The 19,413-nt window shown below is 44.4% G+C and carries 18 protein-coding genes and 1 riboswitch; of the genes, 11 read left to right on the forward strand and 7 right to left on the reverse strand.

Annotated elements, in window-relative coordinates:
• Window positions 1-24: 24 nt before the first annotated feature.
• Window positions 25-1,506, forward strand: a complete 1,482-nt coding sequence (locus tag ACSQ2E_RS20015; protein ID WP_435993500.1) for a methyl-accepting chemotaxis protein — start codon at window positions 25-27, stop codon at window positions 1,504-1,506.
• 44 nt (window positions 1,507-1,550) lie between these two features.
• Window positions 1,551-1,736: a histidine kinase gene (locus ACSQ2E_RS20020; protein WP_159361192.1), complete on the forward strand. Its 186-nt coding sequence runs from the start codon at window positions 1,551-1,553 to the stop codon at window positions 1,734-1,736.
• Window positions 1,737-1,774: 38 nt separating this feature from the next.
• On the opposite strand, the gene ACSQ2E_RS20025 is transcribed toward ACSQ2E_RS20020, so the two are convergent.
• Window positions 1,775-2,152: a DUF1992 domain-containing protein gene (locus tag ACSQ2E_RS20025; protein ID WP_435993503.1), complete on the reverse strand. Its 378-nt coding sequence runs from the start codon at window positions 2,150-2,152 to the stop codon at window positions 1,775-1,777.
• 172 nt (window positions 2,153-2,324) lie between these two features.
• On the opposite strand from ACSQ2E_RS20025, the gene ACSQ2E_RS20030 reads away from it, so the two are divergent.
• Complete coding sequence (locus tag ACSQ2E_RS20030) at window positions 2,325-2,492, forward strand: hypothetical protein (RefSeq protein WP_435993505.1); 168 nt, start codon at window positions 2,325-2,327, stop codon at window positions 2,490-2,492.
• A gap of 165 nt (window positions 2,493-2,657) precedes the next feature.
• Here ACSQ2E_RS20030 and hmpA read toward each other — a convergent pair whose 3' ends face one another.
• Window positions 2,658-3,866 carry an NO-inducible flavohemoprotein gene (gene hmpA, locus ACSQ2E_RS20035; protein WP_435993507.1) on the reverse strand — a complete coding sequence of 403 codons (1,209 nt, stop codon included), beginning with the start codon at window positions 3,864-3,866 and terminating at the stop codon, window positions 2,658-2,660.
• 161 nt (window positions 3,867-4,027) lie between these two features.
• On the opposite strand from hmpA, the gene ACSQ2E_RS20040 reads away from it, so the two are divergent.
• Window positions 4,028-4,480, forward strand: a complete 453-nt coding sequence (locus ACSQ2E_RS20040) for an Rrf2 family transcriptional regulator (protein ID WP_435993509.1) — start codon at window positions 4,028-4,030, stop codon at window positions 4,478-4,480.
• 131 nt (window positions 4,481-4,611) lie between these two features.
• Here the strand turns inward: ACSQ2E_RS20040 and ACSQ2E_RS20045 are convergent, their stop codons facing one another.
• Window positions 4,612-5,004 (reverse strand): hypothetical protein, encoded by a 393-nt coding sequence (locus ACSQ2E_RS20045; RefSeq protein ID WP_034761232.1) that lies wholly within the window; start codon window positions 5,002-5,004, stop codon window positions 4,612-4,614.
• Window positions 5,005-5,230: 226 nt separating this feature from the next.
• Here ACSQ2E_RS20045 and ACSQ2E_RS20050 point away from each other — a divergent pair, with 226 nt between their 5' ends.
• Window positions 5,231-6,463: an aminopeptidase gene (locus ACSQ2E_RS20050; RefSeq protein ID WP_435993511.1), complete on the forward strand. Its 1,233-nt coding sequence runs from the start codon at window positions 5,231-5,233 to the stop codon at window positions 6,461-6,463.
• A 326-nt stretch (window positions 6,464-6,789) separates the two neighbouring features.
• Here the strand turns inward: ACSQ2E_RS20050 and ACSQ2E_RS20055 are convergent, their stop codons facing one another.
• A complete protein-coding gene (locus ACSQ2E_RS20055) occupies window positions 6,790-7,233 on the reverse strand; it encodes a DUF6944 family repetitive protein (RefSeq protein ID WP_435993513.1) in 444 nt (147 codons plus the stop codon).
• A gap of 184 nt (window positions 7,234-7,417) precedes the next feature.
• On the opposite strand from ACSQ2E_RS20055, the gene ACSQ2E_RS20060 reads away from it, so the two are divergent.
• A complete protein-coding gene (locus tag ACSQ2E_RS20060) occupies window positions 7,418-8,707 on the forward strand; it encodes an MDR family MFS transporter (RefSeq protein WP_435993515.1) in 1,290 nt (429 codons plus the stop codon).
• A 42-nt stretch (window positions 8,708-8,749) separates the two neighbouring features.
• Here the strand turns inward: ACSQ2E_RS20060 and ACSQ2E_RS20065 are convergent, their stop codons facing one another.
• A complete protein-coding gene (locus ACSQ2E_RS20065; RefSeq protein ID WP_435993517.1) occupies window positions 8,750-10,339 on the reverse strand; it encodes a hypothetical protein in 1,590 nt (529 codons plus the stop codon).
• A gap of 33 nt (window positions 10,340-10,372) precedes the next feature.
• Window positions 10,373-11,563 carry a hypothetical protein gene (locus ACSQ2E_RS20070; RefSeq protein ID WP_435993519.1) on the reverse strand — a complete coding sequence of 397 codons (1,191 nt, stop codon included), beginning with the start codon at window positions 11,561-11,563 and terminating at the stop codon, window positions 10,373-10,375.
• Between the two features lie 382 nt (window positions 11,564-11,945).
• On the opposite strand from ACSQ2E_RS20070, the gene ACSQ2E_RS20075 reads away from it, so the two are divergent.
• On the forward strand, window positions 11,946-12,074 hold the full coding sequence (locus tag ACSQ2E_RS20075; protein WP_098438104.1) for a YflJ family protein: 129 nt from the start codon (window positions 11,946-11,948) through the stop codon (window positions 12,072-12,074).
• A gap of 63 nt (window positions 12,075-12,137) precedes the next feature.
• Here the strand turns inward: ACSQ2E_RS20075 and ACSQ2E_RS20080 are convergent, their stop codons facing one another.
• Entirely contained in the window at window positions 12,138-13,952 is a 1,815-nt protein-coding gene (locus ACSQ2E_RS20080; RefSeq protein ID WP_435993521.1) for a solute:sodium symporter family transporter, read from the reverse strand.
• A gap of 192 nt (window positions 13,953-14,144) precedes the next feature.
• Window positions 14,145-14,246, forward strand: a riboswitch (purine riboswitch).
• 144 nt (window positions 14,247-14,390) lie between these two features.
• Here ACSQ2E_RS20080 and ACSQ2E_RS20085 point away from each other — a divergent pair.
• The 4 genes from ACSQ2E_RS20085 (at window position 14,391) to ACSQ2E_RS20100 (ending at window position 19,112) form a co-directional block, all read left to right on the forward strand.
• Window positions 14,391-15,584: a NupC/NupG family nucleoside CNT transporter gene (locus ACSQ2E_RS20085; protein ID WP_435993524.1), complete on the forward strand. Its 1,194-nt coding sequence runs from the start codon at window positions 14,391-14,393 to the stop codon at window positions 15,582-15,584.
• 91 nt (window positions 15,585-15,675) lie between these two features.
• Window positions 15,676-16,179 carry an acyl-CoA thioesterase gene (locus tag ACSQ2E_RS20090; protein WP_435993526.1) on the forward strand — a complete coding sequence of 168 codons (504 nt, stop codon included), beginning with the start codon at window positions 15,676-15,678 and terminating at the stop codon, window positions 16,177-16,179.
• Between the two features lie 272 nt (window positions 16,180-16,451).
• Window positions 16,452-17,429 carry a BMP family ABC transporter substrate-binding protein gene (locus ACSQ2E_RS20095; RefSeq protein WP_435993528.1) on the forward strand — a complete coding sequence of 326 codons (978 nt, stop codon included), beginning with the start codon at window positions 16,452-16,454 and terminating at the stop codon, window positions 17,427-17,429.
• 21 nt (window positions 17,430-17,450) lie between these two features.
• The gene (locus tag ACSQ2E_RS20100; protein WP_435993530.1) at window positions 17,451-19,112 is read left to right on the forward strand and encodes a methyl-accepting chemotaxis protein; all 1,662 of its coding nucleotides are present in this window, start codon (window positions 17,451-17,453) and stop codon (window positions 19,110-19,112) included.
• The last annotated feature ends 301 nt before the right edge of the window (window positions 19,113-19,413 follow it).

Here is a 19,413-nt window from a genome sequence, read left to right on the forward strand (position 1 = left end):
TTTTATTAAAAGGAGAGAAACGTCATGACCCCCAAGCAATTGAAAGAAATCGATAGTAAAAGGAAGAATCTTCTGCTTCTGATCACGTATGGAATCAGCCTTGCTGCTGCGCTCTCGTATTCGATCATCCATAAGTCAGGAACGATTACCGTCACGATATTTTCCCTGCAGATCGCTTTTCTTGCAGGATATTTCGTTGTGCTGCAATTGATATTAAAGAAACCTCATTCCTATGTTTATTTCAGCATCCCGACTGTGTATGCCCTGATGGGAATCTGGCTTTTTCTTGAAGGAGCCAATCCACCCGATTTGGTCATCCTTTTATTTTTAGCAGTAATCAGTGCTATTCACTTTAATCCTGTCATCTTTGGAATCGGCTTCACATCCGGTCTCGTCCTACTCGTCATGAATGGGGTGCTTGCTCCAAAGGGAGATCCGATTTACGCCGAACTATTTGTCCCTGCTTTACTGTGCTATGTATTGCTGGGCATCGTCCTTTGGGTCGTCATCCGCTTAAACCGCACTCAATTCATGCAGCTTCAGGAATTCATTCATCGGACAGAAAGTGAAAGTAAGGAAAAAGAAAACCAGCGAAACTTTTTACAAAAAGAACTGGCGACCATCTCAGGAAGCATTCAACAAATCAATGAACAGGTCCAAACCCATCTCGTCTCCCATGATGAAATGAAGACGGCAGTGAATGAAATTTCAGCAGGGAGTGTCACACAGAGTGATCAGATCAATAACATCGCCCTGGTAACAGAAACGACAATGAGTAAAATGGAAGAAGTCGCAAAGCTTTCAGATGATCTTACCGCCCACTCAACCGATGCGAATGCGATTGCCGCCTCAGGGAGCGAACGGGTCATGGACCTGCAGGAAAACATGATTGAATTGAAAAACATCATCGAAGGCCTACACCAGACCTTTAAAGAGCTCACCAGCAAAATTGAAGAAACCAACAGCTTTATCGGCAGCATCCAGGATATTACAGACCAAACCAATCTTCTCGCTTTGAATGCATCCATCGAGGCTGCACGGGCAGGAGAAGCAGGACGCGGCTTCAGCATCGTAGCCGATGAAATAAGGAAATTGGCCGAAATCACGAGGAATACGGCGACTCGCATCAACGACAATCTCGCATCCGTCAATGCGGTGAACTCCTCTGCTGTTGAAATCATGAATCTAAGCTCTGAGAAACTCAATGAAAATGTGGGGGCTACCGGTGAAGTCACGGCGTATTTCAAATCATTGCGAGAGAAGCTTGACGCTCTGTCAAATGAATTCCAGCGCCTCACCACCACCGCTTCTGACGTAAGGGGGCAGACCGAGGAAGCCGAGCTCTCAACGAAGGAACTGGCGGCTGTCATCCAACAGACATCTGCGGGCCTTGAGGAAATCAGCGCCACCATCGAAACCCTTCACGGTGACAACCGGACGATTGCGCAATATGTTCAAGATACTGCCACAAGTGCAGCCCGTATTCAGAACAGTGTCAACACATAATCTGTGGTAAACTGAGAAGAGAAGCTTTAAAGGATGTGGCACTGTTGAAAAAACGATTCACCATGATCATTCCCATCATGATACTCGTAGCCGTTGCATGTTATTGGATGCTCGGCAAATATTATTCCGAGATCGAACCTGGTTCAAAATTCATGCTGATCATCGGAGGCACTCTACTATCCGGCGTGATTTCCTTCTTCTTATTTAAAGAAGACGGAGAACCAAAATAAAGAAAACACCACTTTCATCACGGAAAGTGGTGTTTTCTTTATTTCAGCAACTTGTCTTCCAGCTTATGCTCATAATTTTTGAATAAGGAACTATTTGTTTTGATTCTCTTCTTCGAAAGCATGCTGTTGTATTTCAGCAATTTCTCATTCAGATTCTGCTTTAATTCCTGTTCTTCCTCTTCATTATCACAGACTCTGATCAAGTCCTCGATCCTCATCATTTCTTTTTTTATATTCATTTCATCGGTTGTGAATCCTGCGTTCTTCATGATGCGATGGGCCATTTTCAGTTCTTCGGGAACGCCTCTATCATCGTCAAGGTTAAGCGGTTTTCCATAGCCGGGAAGGTTCTCGAACTCCCCGTCCTCGTAAGCCTTCTTAATTCGTTGCTCCGAAACAATGGTTGAAAAATCCAACACTATCACCCCTTAGGAATGGATTAAAGTAGCCACCCGTTACTACCAGTATATTCAATCGGACGGGTTGCTGCACATGTGAGATGCGTCTATTTTCTGACAATTCACTTTCACATATTTTCAGTTCCCCTGGAAAAACTACCTGTATCAAAGACGAAAAGGAGTGGCTGATATGGCACGTGGTAAATCTTTCGAATCAAAGAAAAAAGGACACCCGGGGAACTTCCCTCAAAATAGTACATCTAGTAAACATTCTGAGGATGCAATTGGTGATGAAGAATTGATCGTGACACAGGAAGCGTTTAAAAATCGTGAAGATAACGATGAACATCGCTACTAAGGTCGAAAAACGCTAGGAATCCTAGCGTTTTTCTGTTTTCCATCATCGAAATGAACTAAATCTGGATGTTTATTTTCAAATCAGGAGGATTTATTTTCATTGTTACAAGTTTATTTTCAAATCGGCAGCTTTTATTTTCAAAACCGCGATTATATTATCAAATCATTAAACCGTCACACTTTCCTGCTTACTTAAATCCATTGCCGGACCGAAGAACTCGAAACGTACCTTTGCTACACCCATTTCCTTTAATGTGCCGATGACAGCTTTCATAAATGGTGCAGGGCCACACACATAGCATTCGGTTCCAGCGTCCACATACTGTTTCAGGATCTCTTTATTTACATATCCAGTAAAGTGGGATGGAGATTCTTCCCGTGGATTTTCATAAACAAAGCACGCTTCCCCGTTCTCAAGTTCCGTCATAAGCCTTTCGACGTCCCCTTTAAAGGCATGCACGCCTTCATGTCTGCTCGCATGGATAAATGCTGTCTTGCGTTCCGGTGTGGATTTGGCCACTTGTTCGAGCATACTCATCATAGGTGTGATCCCAACGCCTCCGCTTATAAACGCAACAGGTGAGTCCCCATCCTCTAAATAGAAATCCCCGGCAGGCGCGCTGACTTCTATCTCGCTTCCTACGACTGCTTGATCATGTAAGAAGTTGGATACCTTCCCTTGTGGATCGCACTCTGCTTCTCTTTTAACAGAAATTCTGAATTGATGGTCCATGGGCGCACTTGATAAACTGTACTGACGAATATGGGTGAATTCTTCTTCAGGGATCGTCACTCTGACAGATAAAAATTGACCAGGCATGTAGGTTGGGACACTGCCGCCTTCTTTCGGTTGAAGATAAAAAGAAGTGATGACGTCACTTTCCACTACTTTTTTAGCAATGATGAACGGTTTAAAGTCTCTGTAGCCGGCATCCTTGTTTTCAGTTTCTTTATACATTTCTTCTTCTACATCGATGAATACTCCGGCGATGACACCGTATGCGTCTCCCCATGCTTCGATGATCTCATCTGTCGCTGCATCTCCAAGAACCTGTTTGATGGCTTGAAGCAGATGCTCGCCAACGATCGGATAATGCTCAGGCTTAACGCCTAAACTTCTATGCTTGTGAGCGATTTGCTTTACAACAGGCAGGATCATCTCGAGCTTATCGATATTCTGAGCGGCAGCATACACTGTATTGGCCAGCGCGGTTTGTTGTCTGCCCTTTTTCTGATTGGCATGATTGAAAATATTTAGTAATTCCGGGTGATTGGCAAATAAATTTTTATAAAAAACAGATGTAATTTCTGTTCCTTTGACTTCTAATACAGGAGCAGTGGATTTCACGATTTCAATGGTTTTTTGAGATAGCATTTTGGTCACCTCTAAAGATATATTTTGAATACATCTTTAGCCTACTCCTGCTCACGGATTAAAGCAATATATTAAATACATCTTTAACAAAACATTCACATTTAGACACAAACTTGCTTCCTTTTGTATAATGGGGATAATGGAACGGAAAGGTGAGATACATGAGACTAACTTTATACACTGACTACTCACTGAGGGTCCTGATTTTTCTGGCTTCAAAACCGAAGGACGAACTCTCTAATATAAAAGAAATCGCTAATGCCTATAGCATCTCAAAGAATCATCTGATGAAAGTGACATATGAACTCGGAAAAATGGGGATGATCGAAACAATCCGCGGCAGAAACGGTGGAATCAGGCTTGCACAGGCAACAGACGACATCAATATAGGCAAACTCGTCCGTGCGACGGAAGAGGATTTCCACCTTGTCGAATGCTTCGATGCCGCAAACAACTCTTGCATCATCACGCCGGTATGCGGTTTGAAGCATGTCCTTGGCAAAGCATTGAACGCCTATCTCTCTGTCCTAGATGAATACACCCTGTCCGACCTTATCCAGAATCCCATGGACTACCGGTTCCTCTTTCAAGAGCAGAAACAGGTTGAATCGTGAACTTGAAGATACTTCTCACCCATTTGCGGTGGGGAGTTTTTTTATTCAGCTGCTGAATATTTCTCAATAATCAGCAGCTGAACGATTGACCGCCATACACCCAAAAGCCTGCCCTCCAACCAGAACGGGCCTTACTTCTTACTCTCGCTATACTTGAATGTCATCAATAGAAACAGGAAAAAGCTGAGTAACAGCGTGCTTCCCCCAACAATATAAAAGACGGTCGTAAAGCCAGCAGGCAGATTGAATGGATTTAAATTGTACATCCACATCCCGACTGTCAATCCGATCGAACCGATGATCGCCGTCCACACGTGGGCAAATGCCAGTTTAGAAGATTTCGGTACCTGATAGGATCGATAATAGGAAGAGTAGGCAAATAAGCTCAACCACCCGACCACCAGGATATGGGCGTGGATCGGCTTGAAAGCATACGATCCGGCCCCGGCCATATGAGACCCGAGAAACGCTCCGATAAACCCATAAATGGCAGACATTCGTAATAATAGGACATTCCAAGGCATGTCGTTTTCCCCCTTTTTATAAACGCGCTCCCATCATTATAATATAGTTGTCCGAATGGAGGCTATGAATCTTGAGTCGATGCCATACAACGTTCAAATTCAGCCTGAATAAATACTTTCCACTTCTTTAACATACGATACAAAGATAGGTGTAAACACTTGCAAACGGTGGGCGCCCTGATACAATAAGAATGTAATGGAACATTCTGAAAAAAGGAGAATACATATGACTAATTTCCAACAAAATTTAGAGAAATACGCAAGTCTTGCAGTCGAAGTCGGAGTGAATGTTCAAAAGGGTCAGACCCTCGTCATCAACACGTCCATCGACTCTGCAGAATTCGTCCGCTTAGTAGTAAAGAAAGCCTATGAAGTAGGAGCTAAGCATGTATATGTAAACTGGAGCGATGACACTGTCAACCGTACGAAATATGACCTTGCTCCGGATGAAGCATTCCAGGAGTTCCCCGAGTGGAAAGCACGTGAAGTCGAAACGCTTGCTGAAGGCGGAGCTGCCTTCATGAGCATCGTCTCTTCAAGCCCTGACCTGTTAAAAGGCGTCAATCCGGATCGCATCTCGAACTTCCAGAAGGTTGCCGGTAAAGCGATGTCCAAATACCGTCAATTCATCCAATCTGACAAAGTCAGTTGGTGTGTGCTGGCCGCCCCTTCGAAAGACTGGGCTGCAAAAGTATTCCCGGATGCTTCTGAAGAAGAACGAGTGGACCTGTTATGGGATGCGATCTTCAAAGCGGTTCGTGCCGACCAGGCTGATCCTGTTCAGGCATGGAAAGATCACGACGCAAACCTTCACGAAAAAGTGGAATACCTGAACGAAAAGAACTATAAGAAGCTTCATTACACAGCACCAGGGACGGACCTTACTATCGAGCTTCCGAAAGGTCATCTGTGGGTAGGAGCAGGAAGTGTGAACGAAGAAGGAACGACTTTCATGGCGAACATGCCGACGGAAGAGGTATTCACAGTTCCACTTAAAACCGGTGTAAACGGTACGGTATCAAGCACGAAGCCACTTAGCTACGGTGGTAACGTGATCGACAACTTCACGATCACATTCGAAAACGGCCGCATCGTGGACGTAAAGGCTGAAGAAGGCGAAGAAATCCTGAAGCGCCTCGTCGATACCGATGAAGGGTCTCATTATCTTGGGGAAATCGCCCTTGTTCCACATCAATCGCCGATCTCTCAATCGAACGTGTTATTCTACAACACATTATTCGATGAGAATGCATCAAATCACCTTGCCATCGGTAATGCTTATGCATTCTGTATCGAAGGCGGAAAGAAAATGAGCGAAGAAGAGCTTGAGAAAAATGGCTTGAACAACAGTATCACTCACGTTGACTTCATGATTGGTTCTGACAAAATGAACATCGATGGAGTGAAAGAAGACGGCTCGACTGAAGCAGTATTCCGCGATGGCGGTTGGGCGTTTTAATTTTCGTATGTAGTGTGAACCCCTGGGAGGCGGCTTGGCTGTCTTTTTGGGGTTTTTTGTTTTGGATGGGGGGCTGGTTGGTTGGTACACGGACATTTGACTGAGCGCTCACTCGAATGGATACAATTGTAAAAAGACGCAATTCTATTTGAAAAAGACGCAAATATTTAAAAAATGACGCAATAAATTTTATTTTGACGCAATCACCATTAAAAATGACGCAATTCCTTCTTCCAGACTGAGTTTGAAACATTCAATCCCCTTGCCAAACTAGCAAATATCCATTTATTAAGGACAACCTCACTCTTTCAGTCCAAAGATTACCCCTACCCATACTGTTTCGTCAGCGCAATGGCAGCGAGGAGATCGGAATAGGGACGTGTACTTAACGTTGCCCCGTAGGCTTCGAGTCCTGCACCGACAGACTGGACGGTGTCCCCGACTATATCCAGATTCAATCCCTCCACCTCTTTACCGTAAAATTGAAGCTCTGCAGCAAAAACATTCGTGACGTTCCCTGAAGCCTGGATCCAGTCACCGGCCACCCGATAAGTCTCACCTATGGAGCCATCCGACAATTTTTCGGCACCGACACCCTGCAGAGAATTACCAGTAGCCTCAAAACCATTTCCGATGGAGACCAGTCGAAATCCGAGAGGTTCAAGTTCCAATCGCTCTTCCTGGATGATCATAGTCTCACCGATGGCAGCAATCACTGTCCCGACGACCTGGGTCCACGCCCCAGTAATGAGAATTAGTCTATCGCTCACCACCATCCACCCTTTCTTCCTCAGTACTTCTAATGTATTCCAAAAGGTGAACAGGGGATTTCGAGACACCCCACTAGTAGGAGTAAATATTTTGTAAAATTCCAGTAAATCAGTCTTGTTTAATTTGTCCTGTCGAGCTATGATATTCTAGTTCATCTAGAGTTACATAAGGGGAGGGATTTAGGTGAGAATTCGGGATTGGGACCGTAATCTGAAGGTCCGGCTGTTTGGGGAAGCAGCGATTAACATTACTTTCTGGATGTTCTTTCCGTTTTTGACAATCTATTTTACAGAGTCTTTTGGAAAGCAGACGGCTGGATTATTATTGGTTCTTTCACAGGTATTTGCGGTACTTGCGAATCTTATGGGAGGATACTGCGCGGACCGTTTCGGCCGCAAGCGGATGATGGTCATTTCTGCGTTCGGACAAGGCTTTGCTTTTCTAATCTTTGGACTGGCCAGTTCACCTTGGCTGGATTCTGCCATGATCGGATTTATCTGCTTCAGTCTGGTCGGGGTATTCGGCTCGTTTTATTGGCCGGCAAGTCAGGCCATGGTCGCCGATGTGGTGGATGAGAAAGATCGGAGTCATGTGTTTGCCGTCTTCTATACATCCATCAATATTGCCGTCGTGGTCGGGCCGATATTAGGGGGTATTTTCTACGTCCACTATCGCTTCCAATTATTGATTGCAGCAGCACTAATATGTATGCTTTTAGCTCTGTTACTATATAAAATGACGAGGGAAACGGCACCTGCAGATAAGAATAAGCTTCTCGTCACCGAAGGAAAGAAGAAAGCATGGCATAGTGTATTGTCAGATCAATTCAAGGATTATAGTGTCATATTCAAAGACAAAACGTTCTTATTGTTTATTTTAGCCGGAGTTCTTGTAGGTCAGACGTTCATGCAATTGGACCTCTTGATTCCTGTATATATTAAAGATATTATGGATGAGGCCACACTGTTCAGCTTCGGGGACTGGTCATTGACCCTCGTGAGTGAGCAGGTATTCGGATTGATCCTGTCGGAAAATGGGTTCCTGGTGGCCCTTCTGACAGTATTCATTACGAGATGGATCACTAAATTCCGTGAACGAAATGTGTTCATTCTGTCTTCTATTATCTATGCGGTTTCGATCTTCATGTTTGGTCAGACGAGTTCAGTATGGATGTTCGTGATTAGCATGGCTGTGTTCACTTTCGCAGAGTTGATGACGGCCGGTATCCAGCAAAGCTTCGTATCGAAGCTGGCACCGGACCATATGAGGGGACAGTATTTTGCCGCTGCCAGTCTGCGTTTCACGATTGCAAGGACGATTGCGCCTTTATCTATCACCCTGTCGCTTTATGTAGGATATGATTGGACCTTTATCATCCTTTCAATCCTGGCTCTTTTGAGTGCCGGACTCTTCTTCATCATGTTCGAGCGGTTTGAGAAAGAAGAATTTGAACTGAAGAAAGCTGCTCATTAAAAAAAGGAATGATCCGCGATGGATCATTCCTTTCTCTTTCTATTACAGTCCTAAATCAAATCCTTCATCATCAGACTGTAGCATTGTATTTAGACCAAGCTCTGTTGAAAGACCAAGGTTGAACTCTGAATCTGAAGACTCTTCATTTTCCCATTGCGAGTAACTTGCATCTGCATTTACACCAAGGCTTGATAGAAGAGAAGATTCATTGTCCTCATCAGACACTAAGAATCCAAGAGCTGTATCCGTGCCTGCATTCAATCCGGCACTCGTATACTCTTCATCTTCAGAATCCATTGATTCAGCCCATAGTCCTGCATTCACTGCGTTCATGACAGTCGCTGCGGATTCATTGTCTTCATCGTTTGTCATAGCACCAAGCATCAGGTTATTCGCTGCATTTGCTTCGAACTTGGAATAGTCGTCGCTGTTTTCAACAGTCGTCATGACAGAAGTATTGTTCATAGCTTCTACTTTAGAAGAATCACCATCTTCTTTGTCCATTGTTCCAAGTACTAGACCATTTGCAGATTCAGTACCGATTGACGTTTTAGAAGAATCGTTTTCTTCACTGCCTTCTGTCATTACCCATACATCGGAATCGGTCATCGCATCAGCCATTACTTCATTCTCTTCATCAGATGCTGAAGCATTAAGACCAGAAGTAAGGTTCCCGGAAGTAGTAGAAGCATAAGAATCATCTTCTTCATTGTACATTGTTTCGTTCATGATCCCAGCGTCGGACATAGCGTCAACTTCTGCCGATCCGTCTTCTCCTTCAACCGCTGCGTTCACATCCTGGGATGCTCCCGCTTCTGTCTTGGAAGTTGCTGAATCTTCTTCTATTGTCGTTTCATTCATGACAGCTGCGTCTGTGTCTGCATTCACTTCTGCTGATCCGTCTTCTCCTTCAACCGCTGCGTTTACATCCTGGGATGCTCCCGCTTCTGTCTTAGAAGCTGCTGAATCTTCTTTTACTGTCGTTTCGTTCATGACAGCTGAGTCTGTGTCTGCATTCACTTCTGCTGATCCATCTTCTCCTTCAACCGCTGCGTCTACATCCTGGGATGCTCCCGCTTCTGTCTTGGAAGTTGCTGAATCTTCTTCTACTGAAGTTTCGTTCATGACAGCTGCGTCTGTGTCTGCATTCACTTTTGCTGTTTCGTCTTCTCCTTCAACCGCTGCGTTTACATCCTGGGATGCTCCCGCTTCTGTCTTAGAAGCTGCTGAATCTTCTTTTACTGTCGTTTCGTTCATGACAGCTGAGTCTGTGTCTGCATTCACTTCTGCTGATCCATCTTCTCCTTCAACCGCTGCATTCACATCTGAAGTTGCCTCTGCACCGTTGTTGGTCGTAACAGAATCATTCTCTTCATCTACAACCGTTTCATTGACGACGTTTGCATCTGCATCAGCACTTGCATCCGTATTCGATTCGGCGTCTGATCCACCGATGTTCAATCCATCTAATAGTCCATCCTCTGAATCCAGGATGTTGACGTTTTCCAATAATCCATCATTGCTATTCAGCAATGAATCATTCCCTGCTGCTAAGCTTGTGTGACCTCCGATTGCAAGACTTGCTGCTAATCCACCTGTCATAACCAATGTTCTAAATACGCTTTTTCTCATTTTATTTTTCTCTCCTTTTAAAAGTTTTTAAGTTTATATACTTTTGAAAAGAAGAGAATCTTGAGGTGGCTGGGACGGTGGTGCGTTTAACCACTGATCATAGTAGAGATTGGATTTCTCATACATATTGGCTTTTTGAAAGTTGACGGCCGTTGCATATTGCTCCGACACAACCCATAAAGAAGATGATCCTGTTACCTGAGCGCTCGCTCCACTAGTACTGGATGATTGACTTGTTGAATTCATCGTAGTCGTCGTCAGGACCGGTTCCATCTTTTTACGGGGTGGAAAAGGCTGTTCGTTCTGATTTTTAGATTCTGCCATCTTCACGTAACCCGCCTTCTCCACTTCAACCGGCTTTATAAGTATGGTTTCAATTCGTTTTTTGGCTTTGCTGATTTGAATGGAGCTTTGTTCAAGTTCGACTGAAACTTCTTCTTTGCTTGGTTCCTTTCGAACATCTTCTCTCTCCATTTCGACGTCGCGATCTTTATCCTCTGTCTCGACCAAAGACTTGTCGGCCACTTCTGTTTCAACGTCCACTTTGACAGCTGGTTCCTTTGAAACATCGGCGTCGACTACTCCGGTATCCACTTTGACCTGTGGATCTTTGGACACTTCGACATCGACGACCCCTGTATTCACTTTCACTTCAGAATCATCTGACAGATCCACTTCCAACAAAGGTTTATCGTCTGACAATGAGTCCGTCACAGGTTTCGTTGTTTCTTCCACCGTATTGGTGACCGTCTTCGTCGTTGAATCAACCGTTCCAGTTACAGAATTCGTTGTTTGTTCAACAGTTTTTGTAACGATCTTGGTGGTATTGTTCACCGTTTCCGTTACAGGAGCCGCTGAGTCCCCCGCAATATCTGTAACTGGTTTTGTCGCTTGTTCAACGGTGCTGTTCACTGTGTTTCCGACGGTCTTCGTTGTAGCGTTCACTGTACCTGTAACCGATTCTGTCGTCTCATCGACCGTGTCTGTAACCGAATCAACCGTATTGGAAAGAATATTTCCTTTGGTTTGCTGATCATCCTTAGAAGGTTTGTCCTTCTCCTCGTCAGGAGCGGACGCGGCTTCATTCACGGTCGTTGTCGCTTTGTCAGTGACAGCGTTGACTTCATCCGTCACATTGGAGAGAAGTCCTCCCTCTGCTGAAGCAAAGGTTGGAATACTGATGACTCCAAGAAAAAGCAAAGCCTGAATTAGGCGTTTTTGCACTGCGTCTTGTCACCTCCTTCCGATTCAAATAGCGGATGCTGAATTGTTTTTGGGGGTGGTGCTGTATCTGTTGTACCTGGTACAAAAAGCATTCATTGTACCAGGTACAGTTTGCGATCATCACGACAGAAAACCCTCCTGCATCCAATTTTCACAAAGCTAACGAAGCTGGTTTATATTTGGATCATTTTTTTATTAAAAAATATATTTTCTCCTGATAAATTTTCAGAAAAGGAAGAATCCGAAAAATTCCGTCCACCCCCTTTTTTCATCAAAAAAGAGATGTTACAATGTACAACCGTAAGCAATCTTAACGTAGCTCATGTACAGAGCTAGTCGGAGATTCCAATCAATACTACGCAAAGAAAGGATGTTTATTTCAATGCATATCGGAAGCAAAGGCTGGTACGTAGAAGAACTAAAAAAAGCGGGGGTACGCCGCTACGAAGAACGCAAAGTAGAATCCTACAAAAAACACGTCCTGGCAAACCTGTTGGAACGCACAAGATAAAATGAGAGGGACGGACCTCGATTCCTATGACCAGGTCATAGGAATGAAGGTCCGTCCCTTTTTTTATTTTGAGTAGATTGGGTTCAGCTTTGGTTGAATGGTGTATTTTTTTGTCCGATTCAGTTTGTATGTTTTGTTTTTGAGTAAATATTTTCTGTATTTTTGGTTCCAGCTTTTCATCGACCAGACTATGAGTGCTGCTGTTAGGAGGAACAGTCCTCCGGTGGCAGGCCAGAAATATGGTGAAAGGACCGCTGACTCATATGCAAGACCAATCGGTGAAAAGATGAAATACGTCTGTACGACCGAAGCCATCAGGACGATGGATAATGGAATGCTGTATTTCCATGGCATCATGTCCACTTTCGGATTATAACGGTATTCGTACGGCTTCTTCATCGGTTTCCACCAGCCGATCACAAGCATCAGGGCCACTTCTGCTACAAAGAGAATCCCATAGATGTGAATGAAGTTGATATCGATGGTGAATCCGAATAGATGTCCCGTACCCCACACGAGCATATAATACGTGATGACATGAAGGATGATGACCGTTTTCGCAGCCAATGCCGGGATCCGTTTTGTTAATACCCCGACTAGCAAAACCACGATGATCGGGATATTAAAGAATCCCGTGAATCGTCTGATCAAGTCCCACAATCCGTCCGTCGCATTGATTAGTAACGGGGACACACACATGGATACTACGGCCAGCAGCGCTCCGAACCATTTACTGATCGTGATCAATTTCTGATCGCTCACTTCCGGATTGAATTGAGGCTTGTAAATATCAAGAGCAAAAAGCGTCGCTGCACTGTTCAGCAATGAATTAAAGGAGCTTAACACAGCTCCAAGCAACACAGCCAGGAAGAATCCTGTTAAATAAGATGGCAGTACGGCGTTTATCAATGCTGGATAAGCTAAGTCAACACTTTTTAAAGAGTCACCATACAGATGGAAGGCAATGACTCCGGGAAGCATCATCATAAAGGGAACGAGTAGTTTATAGAAACCTGAAATGATGACACCTTTCTGTCCTTCCGCTAAGTTCTTCGCTCCAAGCGTACGCTGAATGACATACTGATTGGAAGCCCAATAGAATAAATTCGCAAAAAGCAGACCGGTAAAGATGGTTGAAAACGGGACGGAATCCGATGCGGACCCGATCGAATTCAACTTCTCAGGGTTCTTTGTTGCAATTTCCTTCACTCCTGAAAGGATGTTTCCTTCCCCCAGAGCATAGAATCCTAAAATCGGGACGAGAATCCCAATGATCAGTAACCCTACTCCATTCAACGTATCAGAGACGGCCACAGCCTTCAGTCCGCCGAAAATAGCATAGATACTGCCGATGATCCCGATTGTCCATACAATCAGCCAAATAGATTGAGTGTATGAAATTCCGAGCAGTTCGGGAACATCGAATAACTTCAAGACAGCAAGTGCCCCGGAATAGAGCATCGATGGAATCGTGACAAACACGTACCCAAGCATAAAGAGAATGGTCGTATATTGACGGACACCCTTGTCATAACGCTGATTCAGAAATTCAGGCAGTGTAGTGAAGCTCCTCCCCAAATATTTCGGAAGCAAGTACAGTGCCATGATGATGATGGCGAAAGCGGCGGTTACCTCCCACGCCATGTTCGACAGGTTGGCACGGAACGCCTGTCCATTCAGCCCAACCAGCTGTTCTGCCGATAAATTTGTGAGTAACAGCGATCCGGCAATGAACGTTCCTGTAAGCCCCCTCCCCGCCAGAAAATAACCAGTGGAATCATTCAAAGACCCCTTCGTTTTTATGTATGAAACCCATGCAACCAATCCCATAAAAAATACACAGGATAAGATTGTAAAAAGCAAACCATTCTCAAACATCGATCCTCTTCCCTTCAAAATTATTACATGTGTTTGAGAAAGTTCCCCAAATGTTATACTAGTAAACTATCATTTTTGGAATTTTGTTAAAAATAGTCATAAGGAACCACCACGTTTTCCCATCGAATTCTTTTTGAAAAAACGGTTGTGGAGGGCTTTCACCCTGTGATAAAGTAAAGAACATATTTTAAAAATAACTTCATACGAATTCCTTATATATCTATGGTGATATGGACCATAAGTCTCTACCTGGCAGCCGTAAAGTGCCGGACTATAAGGAAAGTCTTTCCTATATACTGTCTATAAGTGTGTGGAGGCTTTCCCTATATTAATAGAGAATGTCTTCATGCACTTTTTTATTTATTCTTTTAAGAAGTCTGACATCATACGACATCAACTTGAGGATTCGATGAAGAAACTATTTGGAGGATTGGTATTGTGAGTTTAGTGTATGGAATCTTATCTTTACTTGGCGTTTTATTTCTTGCGTGGCTGTTGAGCAGCAACCGCTCAGCCATCCAATGGCGGACGATCATCATCGGAATCTGCCTGGAATTTTTGCTTGTTCTTTTTGTATTGAAGGTTCCATTTGGACAAACCGTTTTGAAGAAAGCCGCCCTTGGTGTCCAGAAGGTCATAGATTACAGCAATGAAGGAATCATGTTTGTATTCGGAGGATTTTTTGAAAAAGGGACGAACATTTCATTCGTGTTCGCCATCAACGTGTTAGGCGCCATCATCTTTATTTCAGCCCTGATTTCAGCTCTTTATTACTTACGGATCATCCCGTTTTTCGTAAAATATATCGGAATTGGACTCGGAAAAATCCTGGGTACGACAAAGGTGGAATCGTTTAATGCTATCGGGAATTCGTTTCTCGGATTGGCGGAAGCTCCCCTGTTGATTAAGCCTTACTTAGTGAAATTGACACGCTCCGAGCTTTTTGCCGTCATGGTCGGGGGAACGGCTTCAGCAAGCGGGGCCATCCTGATCGGATACTCACTGATGGGGATCGATATGAAATTCCTCCTACTTTCTGTATTCAGTGTTCCCATCGTATCCCTTGTCATCTCGAAGATCATCGAGCCGGAAACGGAAGAATCTCAAACAAATGGAGACATTTCATTAGGGAAAACCAATCATACGAATGTATTTGAAGCAATATCCGAAGGTGCCCTGAGTGGTACACAATTAGCGATTAATATCGGTGGACTACTGATTGCGTTCATCGGGATCCTTGCTGCCGTAAATGGATTGTTGGGACTTGTCGATTTGAGCCTTTCTACGGTATTCGGGTACGTATTCTATCCACTGGCACTCCTCGTCGGGATTCCCATGGATGAAGCATTCCGGGCAGCGTCCATTATCGGGACGAAGCTTTCTGTGAACGAGTTTGTGGCATACAAAGAACTTTCAGGAATGATGAGCGAGCTTTCACCTAAGACCGTTGCGATCCTTTCAGTCGCTCTTTGTAATTTCGCAAACCTGTCGTCAATTGGTCAGTTGATCGTCGGACTTGGTTCTTTAGAGCCGACTCAACGGCCGATGGTGTCCAAGTTAAGCTTGAAAGCCATCCTTGCAGGAACCCTGGCAAGCTTTATCACAGCCATCATCATTAGTATATTTCTATAATTTTTTGTCACATTTATGTTTTTCCCGGCATCATTTAGTGAATAGTAAAAGGTAGCAATCATTTTCACATTGACAACGGAAGGTGAAACCATTGAGAGAAAAAAAGTTTATGAAAGAAACGAAAACAAGTAAAACGACCCACGTTCTTCCACCTGACACGAACCATCATGGTACGCTGTTCGGTGGAAAACTGATGGCCTATATAGACGATGTGGCCTCCATTGCCGCCACCCGTCACGCCCGTAAGCCCGTCGTAACGGCTTCTACGGATTCCGTCGACTTTCTTCAGCCCATTAAAGTCGGAGACGCTGTTACATTGGAAGCGATCGTCACCTACACCGGGCGCAGTTCCATGGAAATTTGTGTGAAAGTGACCTCTGAAGTCCTTCTCACAGGAGAAACCAATGTGGCTGCCATTTCCTTCTTGACGTTTGTGGCCCTGGAAGGAAATAAGCCGGCGATCATTCCTGAAGTCGTGCCGGAAACAGAAGAAGAGAAATGGCTGAACGAAACAGCCCAAAATCGTGCCGAGCACCGTAAAGCACGCAAAAAACATAGTCAAGAGCTGGCGGAATTTTTCCGTAAAGCGTATTAGGATGGTGGGAGATGCTTGTTATAGAGCATCTCCTTTTTTTTATGTGGCAAAGACAGCGTTCGCCGATATTCCTTCCCGCCCCCCCACCTATTCTTGTACGGAAACCTCTCCAAAACCTACTATTCTCTCCCATTCGCAACCACACACGGCACATCCACGCTCCTTCCCCTACTTTTTTCCACATCTCCTTTAAAAATAGGTCCGTCCCTCCGATAATACAGAGGTACGGACATGTAACATGTCTTATTATCACCATATTTGGAGGTTTCGGTTTGAAAAATATTATCAGTATGTTTCTTCTTGTCATGCTTTTCGTGGCAGGGTGTTCTACGCCTATGACAGAAGAAACCAGCACAGAGAAACAGCAAAGTATCGGGATCCTTCTCTCAGACACAGGTCTTGGGGATGGCTCATTTAATGATTCTGCCTTCAGGGGGCTCGAACGTGCCCGTGACGAATTAGGTATTGTATTCGATTATAGAGAAGCTCCTGACGGAAATTTTGAAGGTACCCTTCAGGAACTGGTTGAACAAGATCATGAACTTGTGATCGGACTTGGTTTTTCGATTCAGGAGGCACTTGAAAAGGTCGCAGCAGAAAACCCTGATCAAAAATTCCTGTTGATCGACGGTTATTCAGAAATGGACAATATTACGTCGATTACATTTAAAGAACATGAAGGAAGCTTCCTTCTCGGTATGGTTGCCGCGATGAAAACCAAGACAGGGACGATCGGATTCATCAGCGGAGCCGATGTACCGGTCATCGCGCGCTTTGAAAAAGGATATATACAGGGTGCGAAATATATCAATCCCTCTATTAAAGTATTAAAGGACAATGCCGATAACTTCGGTGACGCAGAACTGGGCAGGCAGATTGCAGAGAAACAAATGAAACAGGGCGCGGACTTTATTTACCCGGCTGCCGGTTTTACAGGGGTAGGGGCCATCCAGGCTGCTCAAAAAGCAGGAAAATTATCTGGCGGAGTCGATTCAGATCAATATTTCATTGCTGAAAAATCCGTTGTCACTTCCATGGTCAAAAAAGTCGACAACGCCGTGTTTAATCTAACGAAAGAACTTATCAAGGACGGTAAAATCTCTCAACATGCTTATGAACTTGGCCTTAAAGAAGACGGTGTCGGTCTTGCCCCGATCCGCGTCACCAGTCTCTCTCCAGAAGAAACAAAAAAACTGGAAGACGCTAAAAACAAGATCATCTCGGGAGATATCACGATTACCCTGCCATAAATTCACCTAAGGAGCAAAGTCATGCCATTAAAAAAACGTTTACTGATCTTGGGGCTGATTCCCCTTGTCCTTTCGACCATTATTATCGGCTACATCGTTTCTCAGTTAATTTCACTCCAGAATTCTGCAAAGGAAGATGTGCAGGTGCTGCTTGAAACGGAAACATTACGAGGGGATCTCATCGTTACGAAACAAGCCCTTTCGAACTACTCGGTCAATTCGACGGAAGAAAATAAACAAATGGTAGAAAGCTTATTGGAACAAACCACGGCTCAAATCACTGAGTTGAAGAAACTTATTTCCATTAATAATCAAACACAGACCCTGTCTTCCATCGAGTCCAAATTCACCGAACTGAAGTCGGCTTCGGATTCCGCTCTAGGTGAAATGAACAAAGCAGAGATCAAACGGCAGTCGATACGTATTTCCGGGGTTCTGAACGATATGTATCTACTGAATAAACAAACAAATGAGTGGTACCAAGGTCTATTAAAAGAGAACAAGCGTGAAATCCAGTTCATCGTCTGGGCTTCGGTCATCGGTTTCATCGTGACGATCCTCCTCTCTCTTTTGGCATCTAACGTGCTTACAAGGAGAATCGTTAAGCCATTGAACCGGATGGTAGAAAACGCTGAAAAAATGGCCGATGGAGATTTAACGATCTCAATCGACCCAGTTAAAGAGAAGAACAGCAGATTCGAAGTCGATAAGCTGCAAACGGCGTTTCACCATATGGTCAATAATCTTCGGAAAACGGTCCAATCCGTCCATGACATCGGATCCAATGTAGAAAGATTCACACAAGATGTCCGTTCTCAAATGTCGAATCTGACAGAAAGCAGCAACCAGGTGGCACTTTCCACGGAGGAGCTCGCCAAAGGGAGCCAATCGATTTCTGAGGATATTCAATCCACCGCTTCCCTTATGGCTGTGATGGGTGATGACTTTGCCCAGAATGTCGAACAGAGTGCAGAATCTGCCGAGAGTAGCAAAGTCGCAATGACATCTATAGGAAACGGACGAACTTCCTTAAATAAGCAGCAGGAATTTGCCGAGATGATTGCCGAATCTTCGTCCTCTATCATGGACTCGGTTGAATCCTTTGCCCAATATACGGGGGAAATCGAGAATGCCGCCGAGGCGGTCAGGGAAATTGCAGATCAAACGAATCTCCTTGCCTTGAATGCAGCGATCGAAGCCGCCCGGGCAGGAGACGCCGGGAAAGGATTCGCCGTTGTGGCTCAGGAAGTCCGGAAGCTTGCGGAAGACTCATCCGTTGCCACAGAGCGGATCGGAAGCATGGTGGGGAATATTAAACAGGGTATTCAGTCCATCATGGATGCTTCCCATAAAGGGAAAACCCTTTCCACCCAGCAGGTGGATTCCATGAGTGTGACGGAGCAGGCTTTTGAAGAGATTTCTGAAAACGTTTCTACAATATTCGATAATCTCGCCAAGCTCGAGAGCGGAATGCTTGCCTCTTCTGAGCGCACCAATCAGGTGATTGCCGCCATTGAAAACATTTCAGCCATCACGGAAGAAACCGCAGCCGGTACAGAAGAAATTTCTTCATCCACGGAAGAACAGCTTCGATACTTTGAACGTATGAATGAGCAAGTTGGCGAATTGAACAAGATGACGGCGGACATGAAGAAAGAATTGGAGCATTTTACGCTTTCATAGAATGAGAGGATGCCTTGTGATGGGGCATTCTCTTTTTTTATTGTGGCAAAGACAGCTTTCGCCGATAAATTGAAGATTCGCTGATATCCCCTTCCCGAAGTCCCGGGTATCTCTCACATTCCACTCAACTTCCACATTCCGACAATAACCTCACACCATTACCCTATACTCCCCTTCCCCCACCCTTAAATACTAGTCAAAATCACCCCTGTGATTATTACAGAACGTTTAAATTTTTTTAACGAACAAAAAGGGAAGGTCCGTCCCTATATACGTATCTGGGTATGTAAAAAGGCTTTGT

It is taken from the genome of Rossellomorea sp. LjRoot5, from assembly GCF_964253455.1.
Classification (GTDB): domain Bacteria; phylum Bacillota; class Bacilli; order Bacillales; family Bacillaceae_B; genus Rossellomorea.

Excerpts from the sequence above, each read along its gene's own strand:
- ACSQ2E_RS20015 (WP_435993500.1), top strand. The coding sequence starts at position 25 with ATGACCCCCAAGCAATTGAAAGAAATCGATAGTAAAAGGAAGAATCTT.
- ACSQ2E_RS20030 (WP_435993505.1), top strand. The coding sequence starts at position 2,325 with ATGGCACGTGGTAAATCTTTCGAATCAAAGAAAAAAGGACACCCGGGG.
- hmpA (WP_435993507.1), bottom strand. The coding sequence starts at position 3,866 with ATGCTATCTCAAAAAACCATTGAAATCGTGAAATCCACTGCTCCTGTA.
- ACSQ2E_RS20040 (WP_435993509.1), top strand. The coding sequence starts at position 4,028 with ATGAGACTAACTTTATACACTGACTACTCACTGAGGGTCCTGATTTTT.
- ACSQ2E_RS20045 (WP_034761232.1), bottom strand. The coding sequence starts at position 5,004 with ATGCCTTGGAATGTCCTATTATTACGAATGTCTGCCATTTATGGGTTT.
- ACSQ2E_RS20050 (WP_435993511.1), top strand. The coding sequence starts at position 5,231 with ATGACTAATTTCCAACAAAATTTAGAGAAATACGCAAGTCTTGCAGTC.
- ACSQ2E_RS20065 (WP_435993517.1), bottom strand. The coding sequence starts at position 10,339 with ATGAGAAAAAGCGTATTTAGAACATTGGTTATGACAGGTGGATTAGCA.
- ACSQ2E_RS20075 (WP_098438104.1), top strand. The coding sequence starts at position 11,946 with ATGCATATCGGAAGCAAAGGCTGGTACGTAGAAGAACTAAAAAAAGCG.
- ACSQ2E_RS20080 (WP_435993521.1), bottom strand. The coding sequence starts at position 13,952 with ATGTTTGAGAATGGTTTGCTTTTTACAATCTTATCCTGTGTATTTTTT.
- ACSQ2E_RS20100 (WP_435993530.1), top strand. The coding sequence starts at position 17,451 with ATGCCATTAAAAAAACGTTTACTGATCTTGGGGCTGATTCCCCTTGTC.